Annotated in this window: 14 protein-coding genes, 1 tRNA gene and 1 pseudogene; 8 read left to right on the plus strand and 8 right to left on the minus strand. The window is 59.7% G+C overall.

Going from position 1 to position 14,369, the window contains the following annotated elements; all coding sequences use genetic code 11:
- Positions 1–4 precede the first annotated feature (4 nt).
- The 4 genes from ACR0DB_RS22115 to ACR0DB_RS22130 all read right to left on the minus strand — a co-directional run bounded on the left by ACR0DB_RS22115 (position 5) and on the right by ACR0DB_RS22130 (position 2,526).
- A tRNA-Gly gene (locus ACR0DB_RS22115) sits at positions 5–78 on the minus strand.
- A 127-nt stretch (positions 79–205) separates the two neighbouring features.
- Positions 206–1,267, minus strand: coding sequence for a methyltetrahydrofolate cobalamin methyltransferase (locus tag ACR0DB_RS22120; RefSeq protein ID WP_170769803.1), 1,062 nt, complete (start codon positions 1,265–1,267; stop codon positions 206–208).
- A gap of 9 nt (positions 1,268–1,276) precedes the next feature.
- Complete coding sequence (locus tag ACR0DB_RS22125) at positions 1,277–2,203, minus strand: methylenetetrahydrofolate reductase (RefSeq protein ID WP_480553022.1); 927 nt, start codon at positions 2,201–2,203, stop codon at positions 1,277–1,279.
- A gap of 26 nt (positions 2,204–2,229) precedes the next feature.
- Positions 2,230–2,526, minus strand: a complete 297-nt coding sequence (locus ACR0DB_RS22130; RefSeq protein WP_170769805.1) for a virulence factor — start codon at positions 2,524–2,526, stop codon at positions 2,230–2,232.
- A 240-nt stretch (positions 2,527–2,766) separates the two neighbouring features.
- Here ACR0DB_RS22130 and ACR0DB_RS22135 point away from each other — a divergent pair, with 240 nt between their 5' ends.
- The gene (locus ACR0DB_RS22135; protein WP_170769806.1) at positions 2,767–3,879 is read left to right on the plus strand and encodes a Ppx/GppA phosphatase family protein; all 1,113 of its coding nucleotides are present in this window, start codon (positions 2,767–2,769) and stop codon (positions 3,877–3,879) included.
- Entirely contained in the window at positions 3,879–4,601 is a 723-nt protein-coding gene (locus ACR0DB_RS22140) for an RlmE family RNA methyltransferase (protein ID WP_480553025.1), read from the plus strand. The genes ACR0DB_RS22135 and ACR0DB_RS22140 overlap by 1 nt, the downstream gene beginning before the upstream one ends.
- Here ACR0DB_RS22140 and ACR0DB_RS22145 read toward each other — a convergent pair.
- The gene (locus ACR0DB_RS22145) at positions 4,598–4,786 is read right to left on the minus strand and encodes a hypothetical protein (protein WP_170769808.1); all 189 of its coding nucleotides are present in this window, start codon (positions 4,784–4,786) and stop codon (positions 4,598–4,600) included. The genes ACR0DB_RS22140 and ACR0DB_RS22145 overlap by 4 nt on opposite strands.
- 108 nt (positions 4,787–4,894) lie before the next feature.
- Positions 4,895–5,749 (minus strand): YihY/virulence factor BrkB family protein, encoded by an 855-nt coding sequence (locus ACR0DB_RS22150; RefSeq protein WP_170769809.1) that lies wholly within the window; start codon positions 5,747–5,749, stop codon positions 4,895–4,897.
- Positions 5,750–5,898: 149 nt separating this feature from the next.
- Between ACR0DB_RS22150 and ACR0DB_RS22155 the strand changes: the two genes are divergently transcribed.
- From ACR0DB_RS22155 to cls, 3 genes are all read left to right on the plus strand, one after another.
- The gene (locus tag ACR0DB_RS22155) at positions 5,899–6,993 is read left to right on the plus strand and encodes an AI-2E family transporter (protein ID WP_480504277.1); all 1,095 of its coding nucleotides are present in this window, start codon (positions 5,899–5,901) and stop codon (positions 6,991–6,993) included.
- 3 nt (positions 6,994–6,996) lie between these two features.
- The gene (locus tag ACR0DB_RS22160; RefSeq protein ID WP_480553026.1) at positions 6,997–8,103 is read left to right on the plus strand and encodes an acetoin utilization protein AcuC; all 1,107 of its coding nucleotides are present in this window, start codon (positions 6,997–6,999) and stop codon (positions 8,101–8,103) included.
- Between the two features lie 77 nt (positions 8,104–8,180).
- Entirely contained in the window at positions 8,181–9,593 is a 1,413-nt protein-coding gene (gene cls / locus ACR0DB_RS22165) for a cardiolipin synthase (protein ID WP_480553028.1), read from the plus strand.
- Here cls and ACR0DB_RS22170 read toward each other — a convergent pair.
- On the minus strand, positions 9,590–10,024 hold the full coding sequence (locus ACR0DB_RS22170; RefSeq protein ID WP_170769812.1) for an ion channel: 435 nt from the start codon (positions 10,022–10,024) through the stop codon (positions 9,590–9,592). The two genes, cls and ACR0DB_RS22170, sit on opposite strands and share 4 nt — an antisense overlap.
- A 163-nt stretch (positions 10,025–10,187) precedes the next feature.
- On the opposite strand from ACR0DB_RS22170, the gene ACR0DB_RS22175 reads away from it, so the two are divergent.
- Genes ACR0DB_RS22175 through ACR0DB_RS22185 form a run of 3 tightly spaced genes read left to right on the plus strand, consistent with a single transcriptional unit; the run spans position 10,188 to position 14,276 of the window.
- Positions 10,188–10,835 (plus strand): ABC transporter ATP-binding protein, encoded by a 648-nt coding sequence (locus ACR0DB_RS22175; protein ID WP_480553030.1) that lies wholly within the window; start codon positions 10,188–10,190, stop codon positions 10,833–10,835.
- Positions 10,832–13,246, plus strand: a complete 2,415-nt coding sequence (locus ACR0DB_RS22180; RefSeq protein WP_480553031.1) for an FtsX-like permease family protein — start codon at positions 10,832–10,834, stop codon at positions 13,244–13,246. Before ACR0DB_RS22175 ends, ACR0DB_RS22180 begins: the two co-directional genes overlap by 4 nt.
- A complete protein-coding gene (locus ACR0DB_RS22185; protein ID WP_480553033.1) occupies positions 13,236–14,276 on the plus strand; it encodes a lipocalin-like domain-containing protein in 1,041 nt (346 codons plus the stop codon). Before ACR0DB_RS22180 ends, ACR0DB_RS22185 begins: the two co-directional genes overlap by 11 nt.
- Here ACR0DB_RS22185 and ACR0DB_RS22190 read toward each other — a convergent pair.
- Positions 14,277–14,369: pseudogene (locus ACR0DB_RS22190) on the minus strand (universal stress protein); the annotation flags it as partial.

The following is a 14,369-nucleotide window of genomic DNA, read 5'->3' on the forward strand; positions in this document are numbered from 1 at the left end:
AAACTGGAGCGGGTAGCGGGAATCGAACCCGCGCGTTCAGCTTGGGAAGCTGACAGGCTACCATTACATCATACCCGCCGCGGGGTTGGGGATAGCATTGCCGCTTTCCCAAACACAAGTCGCAACCTTCACCAAAGGACAAGAAAATCCAGAACAAAAAAGGCCGGGCAGTTGGCCCGGCCTTCTGTTCTTTCTTGCCGACGGATCAGGCGCGACGACGACGGCCACCGCCCCGACGACCGCCTGCAGCACCGGCTGCTGCGGCTTCTTCAGGTGATTTGTTGAACTTGATCCATGCCCCGCCATGGGGGTCATTGTTGGTCAGCAGGTTAGCGGCGCGGATAGCCTCCATTTCCTTGCCGGCACGCGGCTGGGTCGAGCCCAGACCGAACAGTTGGCAGAAAGTCTCATCATCCATATCCGCAGGCAGAATGATACCTTTGGCTTCTACTTCGGCCTTCTTTTCAGCCAGCTTCTTGGGACCAACTGGCAGCGCGACCGGGTTCATGATCGCAGAAGTCATGCCTGCGCCCATCGCCATCGGCAGGAAGGCGTTGTTGATGCCGTGGCGGTTCGGCAGGCCGAACGAGATATTGGACGCGCCGCAAGTGGTATTCACGCCCAGCTCTTCACGCAAACGACGGACCAGCGCAAAAACCTGCTGGCCAGCGGTTGCCATCGCGCCGATGGGCATGACCAGCGGGTCAACCACGATGTCATGCGCCGGAATGCCGAAATCGGCTGCCCGTTCCACGATCTTCTTGGCCACGTCGAACCGTACATCGGGGTCTTCGGAAATCCCGGTATCGTCATTAGAGATCGCCACAACCGGCACGTTGTATTTCTTGACCAGCGGCAGAACCAGCTCCAGACGCTCTTCTTCACCGGTGACCGAGTTCAGCAGCGGACGGCCTTCAGCCGCCTCAAGACCGGCTTCCAGAGCACCAGGAACCGAGCTGTCGATGCACAGCGGTACGTCGACCAGACCCTGCACCAACTCGACGATCTTGGTCATCAGCGGCGGCTCGGTCTCGTTCGGGTTGGGGTTCGAGTTGTAGACAACACCCGCGTTGATATCCAGAACGGTCGCGCCTGCCGCAACCTGTGCCAGCGCGTCTTTCTCAACAGTCGAGAAATCGCCCGCTTCCAGTTCCGCAGCCAGTTTCTTGCGGCCCGTGGGGTTGATCCGTTCACCGATCACGCAGAACGGTTCGTCAAAGCCCAGAACGGCGGTTTTTGTTTTTGATTCGACGACAGTACGGGTCATGTCCGTTCCTTAGGAGTTTGCAGGCTTTGCCGAAGCGCCGCCGTTGTTGATGGCCCAGGTGGCGTTGGTTTTGATACCGCCAAGTGGGAAGAAATGCACGTTGGTGATGTTGAAATCCGGGTTGGCCGCCTTGTGGTTGGCCAGCTCGGTCAGAACATCGGTGGGCTCGTAGGGCAGCAGCAGCTTGGACACGTCCATGGCGCGCTTTTGCAGAACCTTCAGCGAGGGGCCAACACCGCAGGCGATGGCGAATTTGATCAGGGTCTGCAGCTTGGCCGGACCCGCGATACCGATATGGATCGGCAAATCGATCCCTGCCTCTTTCAGGCTGTCGGCCCAAGCGATGATCGGTTTGGCGTCAAAGGCGAACTGAGTGGCCAACGCCATTTCGGCGTCGGTGGTTTCGCTGAATTTCTGTTTCCAGCGCAGCGCGTCTTCCACGTTCTTGGTCGAACCGTCCGGGTCAATATCCTTATTGCCCTCGGGGTGGCCTGCCACGTGCAGACGCTTGAAGCCTGCCTTGTCGAACAGACCGGTCTCCATCAGCTGCATCGAGCTGTGGAAATCGCCATGGGGTTTCTCGACACCACCGGCCAGCAGAAGCGCCTGCTCAACGCCCGCTTCGCCCTGATACATCGAAATCCAGTTTTCCAGCGTCGCGGCGTCTTTGATGATCCGCGCGGGGAAGTGCGGCATCACCGGATAGCCCTCGGCAGCGATGCGCTTGGCGGTCTTGACCATGTCCTCGATGGGCGTGCCCTCGATATGGGCGATGTAGACGCGAGTGCCTTCAGGCAGCAGCGCGCGGAAATCTTCGACCTTTTCGGCGGTGCGCGGCATCACCTCGATCGAATAGCCCTGCAAAAAGGCTTCGACGGTCGGGTTCACAGGGCCGTTTTCGACAGCATCACGTTTTTTGAAGTTCAGCAAAGCCATAGCGGCCTCCCATATAGATTTCGGGCTCATGCCCAACCGTCATTTGCGATCAGCGCTTTGATACGGTCCTGATCATATTCCGCTTCCAGACGCGCTGCTTCGGCTTCGGCGATCTCCGAGGGCTCGCCCTCGACCGCGAAAGGATCTGCTTTGCGCCATTCGGCCAGATAGGCATCGCTGTCCTTGGCATTCACCTTCATCGCCGCTCGGTCGATGGCTTGTTCGAACCGCTCCTCCAACTGCCGCTTGGCACCTCGACGGCCTTTGCCGACGATGACTTGAGCAGGGATGTCGCGCCAGTAAACGATGGTGACGTCAGGCATCGCGTATGATTCCTCCTAACCAGATGGACCGGTTCTAAACATCTATATGGTCGCAGGTCGGTCGGTTTTCGACACAAGGCGCATTTCAAACGACGTTTTGCCTACGACGGGATACCGGGGTTGTAACGAATTCGGCATCAAACGCGCATATCAAAATCCTCATCACTATAATGAGCGTCTTGCGCGATAAGAACGCGCGACCTATGGTCGGGGTAACTCGAAAATCGGAGGGCGTTGAAGATGGCGCCCAAGCGTCCCAAAGGTGCGGGCGCGTTCCCGAAGGCGGTCGAAAGCCCCGCGCCGGCAAGGCCCGATCCCGATGCGCTGTATGCGGCGCTGGATCTGGGTACAAATAGTTGTCGCATGTTGATTGCCCAGCCCAAGGGCAGCGGCTTTCATGTGGTCGACAGTTTCTCGAAATCCGTGCAGTTGGGCGCGGGGCTCGAAAGGACCGGACGGCTGTCTCGGTCTTCGATGGCGCGCACCATTCAGGCATTGCGCATCTGCCAGCAGAAGCTGAAACGCAATAAAGTCAAACGGATGCGCCTTGTCGCGACCGAGGCCTGCCGCCGCGCCAAGAACGCGCGTGATTTCATTCGTCAGGTAAAGCGCGAAACCGGCCTGACGCTTGAGATCATCCAGCCCGAGGAAGAAGCACGCCTGGCCGTGATCTCATGCGCGCCTCTCGTGTCGACCAAGACCGAGCAGTTGCTGGTGGTCGATATCGGCGGCGGCTCGACCGAATTGGTGTGGATCGATATCTCATCCATTGCCCGCCGTGACCGGCCTGCTGCGATTATGCGGTTGCACCATGGGTTTCACCCGGTCGAAAGCCCGTTCCCTGCAGCCAAGGTGGTGGATTGGATCAGCGTTCCGCTGGGTGTTGCAACACTGCGCGATCAGTTCAACGATGTAGAGGATGACTCGGCCCGCTTTGCGCTGATGAGCTGGTTCTTTGAAGAAAACCTTGCTGATTTTGCGCCTTACAAGGACGAACAGGCCCGCGAAGGGTTCCAGATCGTTGGCACCAGCGGGACGGTTACGACCGTGGCTGCCTCACATCTGGGGTTGAAGCGCTATGACCGGACCAAGGTAGACGGTTTGCGCATGACCAGCGATCAGATTGACAAAGTGATACGAGGGTATCTAGAACTCGGCCCTCAGGGACGGCGCCGGGACCCGCGCATTGGCGACGACCGGCAGGCCCTGATCATGTCCGGCTCGGCCATTTTGCAGGCCCTCTTGCGCTGCTGGCCCACCGACCGCCTTTCCGTGGCGGACCGGGGGCTGCGCGAAGGACTGCTTTATGCGCAGATGAGCGCGGACGGCGTATTGGAAGACGGACCGTTCTGATGGCGAAGACACCGACTGGAAAAAGCAACTCGGGTCGCGGGCAACGCGACCTGAAGGTTAAGGTCAAGACGGCGCGTGGGCGTAAACTCAGCTCGACCCGCTGGCTGGAACGGCAATTGAACGACCCCTATGTTAAACGCGCACAGGCCGAGGGGTACCGAGGGCGTGCAGCATTCAAAATATTGGAACTGGACGATAAATTCCGCTTTCTGGTTCCCGGTGCACGCGTCGTTGATCTGGGCTGCGCGCCCGGAGGTTGGTTGCAGGTGGCTGTCACAAGAGTGAACGCGCTTGGCGAGAAAAGCGGCAAGCGGATCGGCACCGTACTGGGCGTTGATCTGCAGGAGGTCGAACCCGTCGCGGGCGCAACCGCGCATGTGCTGGACTTCATGGAAGACGATGCCGACGAGAAGGTTAAAGAGTGGTTGGGCGGCAAGGCTGATGTGGTGATGTCGGACATGGCCGCTGCCTCATCCGGGCACAAGCAAACCGACCATTTGCGCATCATGGCACTGTGTGAAACCGCCGCTTACTTCGCCTTTGATGTGCTGGAAGAAGGCGGCACATTTGTCGCGAAGGTTCTGGCCGGAGGGGCCGAGGGCGATTTGCAAAAGCTGCTTAAGCAGAAATTCACCAAGGTCGCCAACGTGAAACCGCCTGCCTCGCGGTCCGACAGTTCGGAAAAATTCGTTGTGGCGACAGGGTTTCGCTGCGAGACTTAATCTTCCATCGACAGGAAATCACCCGCCAGAACCTGCTGGCGCAACGACGCGGTGGCAATCCCTTGCATCAAAAGCGCGTCCCCATGGTTGAGGTATTCCGGCTTGCGGGTCCGTAAATCTTCGATCCGCTGTGCCAGCGACAGCGGGCGTTGCAGTTGCGACGTGTGAACCGGTTTATCTGACATTGGGCACCTTTTAACACAGACGGGTTTGACCTTGTCTGTACCGATACACGCAGAGTTTGCCGGGAAAATGACCCAAACAAGGCAGCACAGCGCCGGGATGTGGTGAAGCTAGTCCGCCGCCTCGCCCAGATCCATCAACGCCCCGTTGAACTCGGCCCCCAAAATCAGCATGGCCGCGCAGAGGTACAGGAAAATCAGTGCCGCCATCACTCCGGCCAGCCCCGCATAGGTCGCGTTGTACGAGGCGAACTGCCCGATATAGATCGAGAAGCCCCACCCGCCCGCCGCCCAGAGCGCAAGCGTCAACGCCACGCCGGGCAGGATTTGCGTCAGCTTGTGGCGCCGCGTCGGCAGCAGAAGATGGGCCAGCATCACAAGCCCCGCTGGGACCGCCACTGTAAAGGTCCAGCGCAGCCGATCCACGGACAGCCAATTGGACACGTTCACATCCGTTTTTTCGGATACAAGCCTTGTATATACTGGCAAGACAACCTCGACCGCAGCAATTGCAAGAACGGTCGCTCCTCCGGCAATCACCAGCCCAAGACAGTAAAGGCGGGTTTTCCAAAACGGCCAACTGTCTTGATCATGATAAGCCTGATTCATCGCCGCCCGCACTGCCATTACCCCGTTCGAGGCGAAAAACACTGCCAACAGCCCCCCCAGCGTGATTACGCTGGAGTTCGAAGCCTGCAAAACTGCTCTCAGCTCGGCCACGATCGGATCGGCGACATCTTTGGGCCAGGCGCCGAAAATCAGCTCGATCAACTCATTGGTGACATAGTCTTGCGACAGTGTCCCCGCCAAGGCGACTGTGAACAGGACGAAGGGAAACAGGGCCAGCATCAGGGACATGGCAACATGGCTGCTCATGACCATTCCGTTTTTGGCACTGAACCGGCCAAAGGCCAGCCATAGCGCCTGAAGGGGTCGGTTTGCGGAAGGAATCATATTGGCGCTCATGTCCAAATCTTAACGCGGCGCGCCGGATCACAGAACCGTCAAAACCCGATTCAACGCAAATTAATACTCCCAAACGCTTGCGCGCATTGCATAATCCTGTTCGGCTGTGCAGGATCAGAGCAGTAAATCGGCTTCTCAAGACAGCTAGAATGGCAACAGACAAAACGATGCCTTTGGATCAGGAACCACATGTGACACGACCGCGACTGCGCCTGTCGGTCGTGCGTGACACCGCGATAGTCGCCACGCTGGTGGTGCTGGGCCTTTATGCTGGGTCCGCCTTTCTGATCCCGCTGACCATGGCCTTGCTGATCAACGTTCTAATCATCGCGGTCAGCGATCGTGTCATCTCCATCACGCGCGTGCCGGTCTGGGTGGCCAACATCGCCGGTGTTATCGTTGTTTTGGCCGGTTTGTTCATGATCATGTATATTCTGGGCAGTCAGGCGACACAGTTTGCCCGCTCGATCAACACCTACGAAGATCAATTCGACAGCGCCGTGAACCGGATCGCGGGGCTGGTAGGCAATGACGTTACAAGCTTTATCCGTGACAATCTGATCAGCATCGACATGTCCTATGTCGCGCGCGTAATGCTGGGCAGCGCTACCTCGTTGCTGAATCAGTTCTTTCTGATCAGCCTGTATGTTGCGTTCCTGATGGCCGAGCGGTTGGCGTTTCGCAAGAAAATACAACTGGTTGCGGGGAACCCTCAAACCGGAGCAGACTTCGCGGCGGTGCTGGATGCCATTTCGTTTAGTCTGCAACGGTATGTGGGGGTAAAGACCTTTATCAGCCTGGTCACGGCCGGGATCAGCTATTCGATCTTCCGTGTTCTCGGGCTGGAATATGCCGAGACCTGGGCCGTCCTGACCTTCGCGCTGAATTTCATCCCCTCGATCGGCTCGATCATTGCGGTCATTTTCCCGGCCATGATCGCGCTGGTTCAATTTGAAAGCATCGGTCCGTTTTTGATAATCGTGCTGGGGTGCGGCACCATCCAATTCCTGATCGGCAATTTCGTAGACCCGGCCATGCTGGGGCGGTCGCTGAACATGTCGACCTTCCTTGTCATTCTGGCACTGACCTTCTGGACCACGGTCTGGGGCATGATCGGCGCGTTCCTCAGCGTGCCGCTGACCGTCTGCATTCTGATCGTGTTCAGCCATATCCCAGCACTCAGGCCGATTGCGATCATGATGTCGCTGGATGGAAGCTTGGGCGAAGACCCGCGCGCAGGGTGAACCATGCAGCCTATGTTCATAGGGTCCGAGATCTATCGGCACTCTACCTACGGCACACAGCATCCGCTGGCGATTCCGCGTGTGTCGACGGTCATCGACCTGTGTCGCGCGCAAGGCTGGCTGAACCAGCAGAACTACCGTGTCAGTCCTTGCGCAAAACCCTCTGCCCTGCACGCATTTCATACGCCGGACTACATCACCGCGCTGCAACAGGCCGAGGCCGAGCAGGCCGTCTCGAATGACACACGCAGCCGATACGGGCTGGGAACTTTGTCCAACCCTGTTTTTGCCGAGATGTACCGCCGTCCCGCCACCGCCGCCGGAGGGTCGATGCTGGGTGCCGAACTGCTGCGCGAGGGCGGCATCGTTTTCAGCCCCGCAGGCGGCACGCATCATGGTCTTGCGGACCGCGCCAACGGGTTTTGCTATCTGAACGATCCGGTTCTGGCGATACTGACCTTGTTGAAATCCGGGCTGGATCGAATCGTCTACGTGGATATTGACGCCCATCACTGCGACGGGGTTGAAAGCGCATTTGCAGGGTCGGCCAAAATCCGCATGATCTCGGTCCACGAAACGCGCCGCTGGCCCTTTACCGGCGCTTTGACGGACACGGCTGGCGGTGCCGCCTTCAATCTGCCCGTCGAACGCGGGCTGAATGATGATGAGTTCTATACGATCCTCGACCAATTGATCCTGCCCGCCACAACGTCGTTCCGACCTCAGGCCATTGTGCTGCAATGCGGGGCCGATGCAGTGGCCGAGGACCCTCTGTCGCGCCTAACCCTGTCCAACAACGCCCATTGGCGCACCGTGGCGGCCCTGCGCGGCTTGGCGCCACGCCTGCTGGTGTTGGGTGGCGGCGGATACAACCCGTGGTCAGTCGCCCGACTTTGGACAGGTGTTTGGGCGGTGCTGAACGGGACCGAGATCCCGGACCGGCTGAACAACACCTCGCAAAGCACTTTGCGCGGCCTGCGCTGGAACAGGGCTGCGGGCAAGCGGCCACCTCTGCATTGGTTTGAAACGCTGCGCGACCGCCCGAATTCAGGCGAGGTTCGGGACACCTTGCGGGCCGACCTCGCGCAATTGGCGGCTCGGTTGCCTTAATCTCAGCACGCGTATAGCCCCCGATCGCAAACGGGGATACACTGGGGCAAATAACTGGAACGAGGGCCTATAACCCCGTGTGGACATTGCTTGTTTCTGCGCTTGTCTTTGCGCTTTATGTGCTGGCGGCAGTCTTTGCGATCCGCGCCGCGCAGACCGCGCGCACGCCGCAAGGGGCCGTTGGCTGGGTGGTATTCCTGATCTCGGCCCCGGTGTTTGGCGTCCCGCTCTATCTGTTTCTGGGCCACCACAGGTTTCGCGGTTATCGCATCGCGCGCAAGCACAGCGAAAGTGTGGTCGAAGGGATCAAGACATTCGCCGATTTCTCACGACCCGATCCGGCCACGATGCGGATCAACCCGCGCCCGTTCGAGGCACTTGCCCACCTGCCCGTCTCGCGCGGGAACGGGGCCGCGTTGCTGGTCGACGGGCAAGCCACGTTCGACGCCATATTCGAGGCGATTGATGCGGCGCAGAACTACATCCTGATACAGTTCTACATCGTGCGCGATGACGCGCTGGGCCAAAGGTTGCAGTCCAAACTGATCGACGCTGCCCAGCGTGGCGTGAGCGTGCGCTTCATGACTGACGCTGTCGGCAGCTATGGCCTGCCCACGGCCTATCTGGACACGCTGCGCGAAGCCGGAGTCGAGATTGCCAACCCGCGTGATCGGCGCGGACCACAACACCGCTTTCAGCTCAATTACCGCAACCACCGCAAGACGGTGATCATCGATGGTGAAACCGGGTTTATCGGCGGGCACAATGTAGGCGTCGAATATCTGGGGCAAGACAACTATTTCGGGCACTGGCGCGATACGCATATCAAGATGAGCGGTCATATCGTCCGGCAGCTGCAATTGATCTTTACCGAAGATTGGCACTGGGCCCATGAAGAAGACCTGATCGACGATCTGGACTGGGCAGGCTCGGAGTCTGATCAGGACATGAACGCGCTTTTGGTTGCAACTGGTCCCGGTGACGAAACAGAAACCGGTTCAATGATGTTCTTTGCCGCCATTACCGAGGCGAAAGAGCGTTTGTGGATCGCATCGCCCTATTTCGTGCCCGATATCGACATAATGACCGCCCTTCAGCACGCTGCCCTGCGCGGGGTAGACGTGCGCATTCTGGTACCCGAAGTGATGGATCACCGCCTGCCCTGGCTGGCAGCCTTTGCCTATTTCGACGAGGTGCGCGACTGTGGCGCGCGGGTCTTCCGCTATACCAACGGGTTCATGCACCAAAAAGCTTTTGTCGTGGATGACACGTTGGCCGCCGTCGGTACCACGAATCTAGACAACCGATCCTTCCGCCTGAATTTCGAGGCCATGGCGCTCTTTTTTGACAGCCGCGCCGCCAATGCGGTGGCCCAAATGCTGGAGGCGGATTTCGAACAAAGCTACGAGCTGGACCGCGACCTGTCCGAACAACGCCTTTATATCCGCTTCGGCTCCCCTCTGGCGCGGCTCTTTGCGCCGATCCTTTAAGAGATCAACTCTTCCTGAAAAACACGGGTCATCAAGGCGACCATGAAGGCTGTGGACAACCCGAACGCCAACAGGCCCGTCACCGAGGCGAAGGCGCCGAAAATCCTCAGCCCCTCACCCAAGACAATATCGCCATAGCCAAGTGTCGTGAATGTCACCAATGAGAAATAGAGCGCCTCATTCCATTCCGGCAGTGTTTCCCCCAGCACCCACACAACGGCCCATAGCCAGACCTGAAACGTATGAATCAGAACGATAAACGCCAGCGCGGTACATAAAGGTGCTGCGATCGTAAAGAACCGTTTGCTCTGCTCCAACCGCAGAGAAAGCACTCGGATCACCTGCGTACACCAAGTCAGCAGCACGATCTCGATCAGGAAGCAAATCCCCAGATAAAGACTGCCCCAGACAATTTGCTCTGGTAATGTCATGCTTGCCCGTCTCATTGTGACCACTTGACCTCACCATGACGTGTTCAACAGGGCTGAACAACCCCACCTGCCCGGCTGCGACGAAAGGGTGCGAAACCAACTCTGGTCTGGACACCAATGCCGAAGGGTCCACATTGTGACGGACATCGTTAGAGGCTTGGAAATGCTGCTGAAGATCGACGACGTTCGGAAATCCTATCCGGGTGGTCGCCCCGTTTTGCAAGGGGTGACGCTGAACCTTGATCGCGGGCAAACTCTGGCGCTGACGGGCGAAAGCGGCAGCGGCAAGAGCACGCTTTTGAACCTTGTGGGCGCGCTCGATGGGTTCGACGGGGGCGAGATCACGCTGGGCGGGACCGCTCTGTCTGGTTTGGACGATCCCGGTCGGGCGGCCTTGCGCCGTGAAAGCGTGGCATTGGTGTTTCAGCAGTTCAACCTGATCCCTTCACTGACCGTCGCGCAGAACCTAGCTTTTCACGCGCGGCTTGCGAACCGGCTGGATGCAGAATGGGTCGGTCATCTGGCCACGCGACTGGGACTGTCCGATTTACTGGACCGATACCCCGAGACCCTGTCGGGAGGCCAGCAGCAACGCGTCGCCATCGGACGCGCCATGGCAACACGACCCAAGCTGCTGCTTGCGGATGAGCCGACGGGAAATCTGGACGAAACTGCCAGCGCCACGGTGCTGGACCTGATGCTGTCCCTGATCGCGGAAACCAAGGCTGCGCTGCTGCTTGTCACGCATTCACAGGACATTGCCGGGCGACTGGATCATCACGCGCATCTGTCTGGTGGGCGGGTGGCATGACGCGTGTCGTCCTGCTGGCTCTGCTGTCCCATTGGCGGGCGCATCGGTTGCAACTGGCCACATTGCTGATCGGCATCGCGCTGGCCACGGGCCTGTGGTCTGCGGTTCAGGCCATCAATGCCGAGGCGCGGGCCAGCTATCAACGCGCCAATGATCAACTGCTGCTGGGCCGCTTCGACACGCTGCGCAACCCTTCGGGGACGATCCCGATCGAGCAATATGCAACGCTCAGACGCGCAGGTTGGCAGGTGGCCGCTGTGCTTGAAGGCTCGGTTCGGATCGGAGAGAACAGGTTCCGGTTGCTTGGTGTTGATATGGTCGCCTACCCGGCCCTGCCCGCTGTTACTCAGGTCGAAGAAGGGGCTGCCCCGCCTGACCCTGCCGATATGCTGACCGCACCGGGTCGCTTGCTGACAACGCCCCCAGTGGCCGACCGGTTGCAAAACCAGCAGTCTCTGCCGCCGGTCCTGATCAGCGACGCCCTGCCACCCGGTTTGATCCTGACCGATATCGGCGTGGCTGAAACCCTGCTGGACCGTCGTGGCCAGATCAGCCACCTGGTCGTATTGCCACAACAACCGAAGGGCCTGCCCGCTCTGCCAGAGATCACCCCCGATCTCGACCGTATCCCCGCCGCGGACCAATTGGACACCGCGCAATTGACCGACAGCTTTCATCTGAACCTGTCCGCCTTCGGGCTTTTGTCCTTTGCAGTGGGCCTGTTCATCGTGCATGGCACGGTTGGGCTGGCCTTCGCCCAACGGCGCGCGATGATCCGCACCTTGCGCGCCCTTGGCGTGTCGATGCGGCGGCTGGTCTGGACCATTCTGGCCGAGTTGACCCTACTGGCCCTGATCGGCGGCGTGTTGGGTCTGCTGCTCGGGTTCTTTATCGCTGGTGCCTTGTTGCCTGATGTGGCCGCCACGCTGCGCGGTCTATACGGCGCGCCAGTCAGCGGGCAGATCAGCCTGCAACCACAATGGGCTTTGGCCGGACTTGCCATGGCGCTGGGTGGTACCTTGCTGGCCAGCGGTCACGCCCTGTATCGACTAGCCCACCTGCCGCTGCTGTCCGGGGCAGGCGTTCAAGCCTGGCGCAGCGCGGCCTCGGGCCGACGGGTGATCGCGATGGCCGGAGTAGCCGCGATTGCTCTGGGTATCGGCGCGCAATTGGCGATCGGAGGCTTGATCGCTGGGTTCATCCTGGTCGCGGGCCTTCTGACCGGCTCGGCCCTACTGCTTCCGTTCCTTCTGTCCATCCTGTTACGCGGCTTCGGGGCTCGGGCGAACGGCCCCGTCGCGCAATGGGTCTGGTCGGATATGCGCGCGCAACTACCGGGCCTTTCGCTGGCATTGATGGCCCTACTGCTGGCACTGGCCGCCAATATCGGCGTCAGCACGATGGTGTCGAGCTTCCGCCTGACCTTTACCGGCTGGCTCGATCAGCGTTTGGCCTCGGAACTCTACCTGACCGCCGCCGACGATGCCCAGGGCCAAGAGATCGCCCAGTGGCTTGCCCCTCAGGCTGATATGATCCTGCCCATTCGCAACACCGAAATAGCGCATGAAAGCGGTCCATTGTTCCTATACGGCGTTCTGGACCATCCGACTTATCGCGAGAACTGGCCGCTGATCGCCACGTCCGACGGCGCGTGGGACCAAGTGATGCAGGGGCGCGCAGTATTGATCAACGAGCAACTCGCCCGCCGTCAAAACCTCTGGCCCGGCGATGAGTTGGCGCTGACATCGGCGACCACCTTGCCCATCGCCGCCGTCTATTCCGACTATGGCAACCCAACCGGGCAGGCCATTGTCGCAATGCCGCTGTTGGACATGATCGCACCGGGGGTCGAGACACGGCAATTCGGCATTCGCATCCCACCCGAGCGCGCCTCGGCGCTGGCGCAAGAGTTGCGCGACCGGTTCGATCTGCCGTCGGGCGCCGTGGTTCAGCAAGCGGCGATCAAGGCGCAATCGCTGACAGTGTTCGACAAGACCTTTGTCGTGACCTCGGCTCTGAATGTCCTGACGCTGGGTGTGGCCGGGTTTGCCATATTGACCAGCCTGATGACCTTGTGGACCCAGCGCCTGCCCCAGATCGCGCCGGTCTGGGCGCTGGGGATAACCCGGAATCGGCTGGCGTGGCTCGAGGTGCTGCGCAGTATCCTGTTGGCCGCACTGACAGCAGTGCTGGCGCTGCCACTTGGGCTTGCACTTGCATGGGCCCTGCTGGCCGTCATCAATGTCGAGGCTTTTGGCTGGCGCTTGCCGATGTATCTTTTCCCTGTGGATTGGGCCTATCTTCTGGCGCTGACCATTCTGGCGGCTTTTGTTGCGGCCGCCCTGCCTGCCTTGCGCCTGCTGCGCCTGCCACCTGCGGATTTACTGAGGGTATTTGCCAATGAACGTTAGGGCTTGGTTTTTGATCACCGTTCTGCTTCTACCCAATTGGGCTCACGCGCAAGGCTATGCGGGGCTGGGCGGATCGGCCGAGGGCTTTGCGATCCCCCAACCCGGATATCAATTTCAATTCCCGGCTGACCACGGCCCTCACCCCGACTACCGGATCGAGTGGTGGTACCTGACGGCCAATCTGCAAGGTGAAGACGGGCGCGACTATGGTATCCAGTGGACATTGTTCCGATCTGCATTGAAGCCCTTTCAAACAGATGGCTGGCAAAACCCACAGCTTTGGCTGGGCCACGCTGCCGTCACCACGCCTGACAACCATTTTCTGGCCGAGCGTCTCTCGCGCGGCGGCATCGGTCAGGCCGGAGTGACGGCCTCACCGTTCGAGGCATGGGTCGATGATTGGTATATGCGAGGGGATGATCTGAACAGCTTGCAGCTGCGTGCCAGCGGCGCAGAGTTCATGTATGACCTGAGCCTGACAGCCCAAGGCCCGTTGGTGTTTCACGGGGCGGACGGATATTCCGTGAAATCCGCCGAAGGACAGGCAAGCCACTACTACTCGCAGCCCTTCTACAGTGTTGAGGGAACATTGCACCTGCCGGAAGGCAATGTCGCCGTGCAGGGTCAGGGCTGGCTGGATCGAGAATGGTCCTCGCAACCTCTGGCCGCGGATCAGATCGGATGGGACTGGTTCTCGCTCAGTTTTGACGACGGAGACAAGCTGATGGCCTTCCGTCTTCGCGGGACGCAACAAGATTTCACGGCGGCCACGTGGATTGGCGCAGATGGCACCACAACCCCGTTGCCGGACGGGTCAACCCGTTTCACCCCGCTGGACACAGCGCGGATCGCAGAGCGAGACATCCCCGTTCGCTGGCGCGTTGAATTGCCTGAACGCGGAATGGATGTCGAAGTCACGGCCCTGACGCCCAAAGCATGGATGGCAACGCGATTTGAATATTGGGAAGGCCCGATCATGGTATCAGGCAGTCACACAGGGCGCGGCTACCTTGAAATGACCGGCTATTGATCAGCGCACGACGTAGACTGAGACTTCTGAGTGTCTGACGACGCGTGCTGCGTTTGGGCCGAGGAGGTAGTCTTTGAGGTCGGGCCGGTGTGC

Source organism: Ruegeria sp. AB6 (assembly GCF_056542685.1).

What these genes read in the sequence shown, in the direction of transcription:
- ACR0DB_RS22120 (WP_170769803.1), bottom strand. Translation starts at nt 1,267, where the DNA reads ATGACCCGTACTGTCGTCGAATCAAAAACAAAAACCGCCGTTCTGGGC.
- ACR0DB_RS22125 (WP_480553022.1), bottom strand. Translation starts at nt 2,203, where the DNA reads ATGGCTTTGCTGAACTTCAAAAAACGTGATGCTGTCGAAAACGGCCCT.
- ACR0DB_RS22130 (WP_170769805.1), bottom strand. Translation starts at nt 2,526, where the DNA reads ATGCCTGACGTCACCATCGTTTACTGGCGCGACATCCCTGCTCAAGTC.
- ACR0DB_RS22135 (WP_170769806.1), top strand. Translation starts at nt 2,767, where the DNA reads ATGGCGCCCAAGCGTCCCAAAGGTGCGGGCGCGTTCCCGAAGGCGGTC.
- ACR0DB_RS22140 (WP_480553025.1), top strand. Translation starts at nt 3,879, where the DNA reads ATGGCGAAGACACCGACTGGAAAAAGCAACTCGGGTCGCGGGCAACGC.
- ACR0DB_RS22145 (WP_170769808.1), bottom strand. Translation starts at nt 4,786, where the DNA reads ATGTCAGATAAACCGGTTCACACGTCGCAACTGCAACGCCCGCTGTCG.
- ACR0DB_RS22150 (WP_170769809.1), bottom strand. Translation starts at nt 5,749, where the DNA reads ATGAGCGCCAATATGATTCCTTCCGCAAACCGACCCCTTCAGGCGCTA.
- ACR0DB_RS22155 (WP_480504277.1), top strand. Translation starts at nt 5,899, where the DNA reads ATGGCAACAGACAAAACGATGCCTTTGGATCAGGAACCACATGTGACA.
- ACR0DB_RS22160 (WP_480553026.1), top strand. Translation starts at nt 6,997, where the DNA reads ATGCAGCCTATGTTCATAGGGTCCGAGATCTATCGGCACTCTACCTAC.
- ACR0DB_RS22170 (WP_170769812.1), bottom strand. Translation starts at nt 10,024, where the DNA reads ATGACATTACCAGAGCAAATTGTCTGGGGCAGTCTTTATCTGGGGATT.
- ACR0DB_RS22175 (WP_480553030.1), top strand. Translation starts at nt 10,188, where the DNA reads ATGCTGCTGAAGATCGACGACGTTCGGAAATCCTATCCGGGTGGTCGC.
- ACR0DB_RS22180 (WP_480553031.1), top strand. Translation starts at nt 10,832, where the DNA reads ATGACGCGTGTCGTCCTGCTGGCTCTGCTGTCCCATTGGCGGGCGCAT.
- ACR0DB_RS22185 (WP_480553033.1), top strand. Translation starts at nt 13,236, where the DNA reads ATGAACGTTAGGGCTTGGTTTTTGATCACCGTTCTGCTTCTACCCAAT.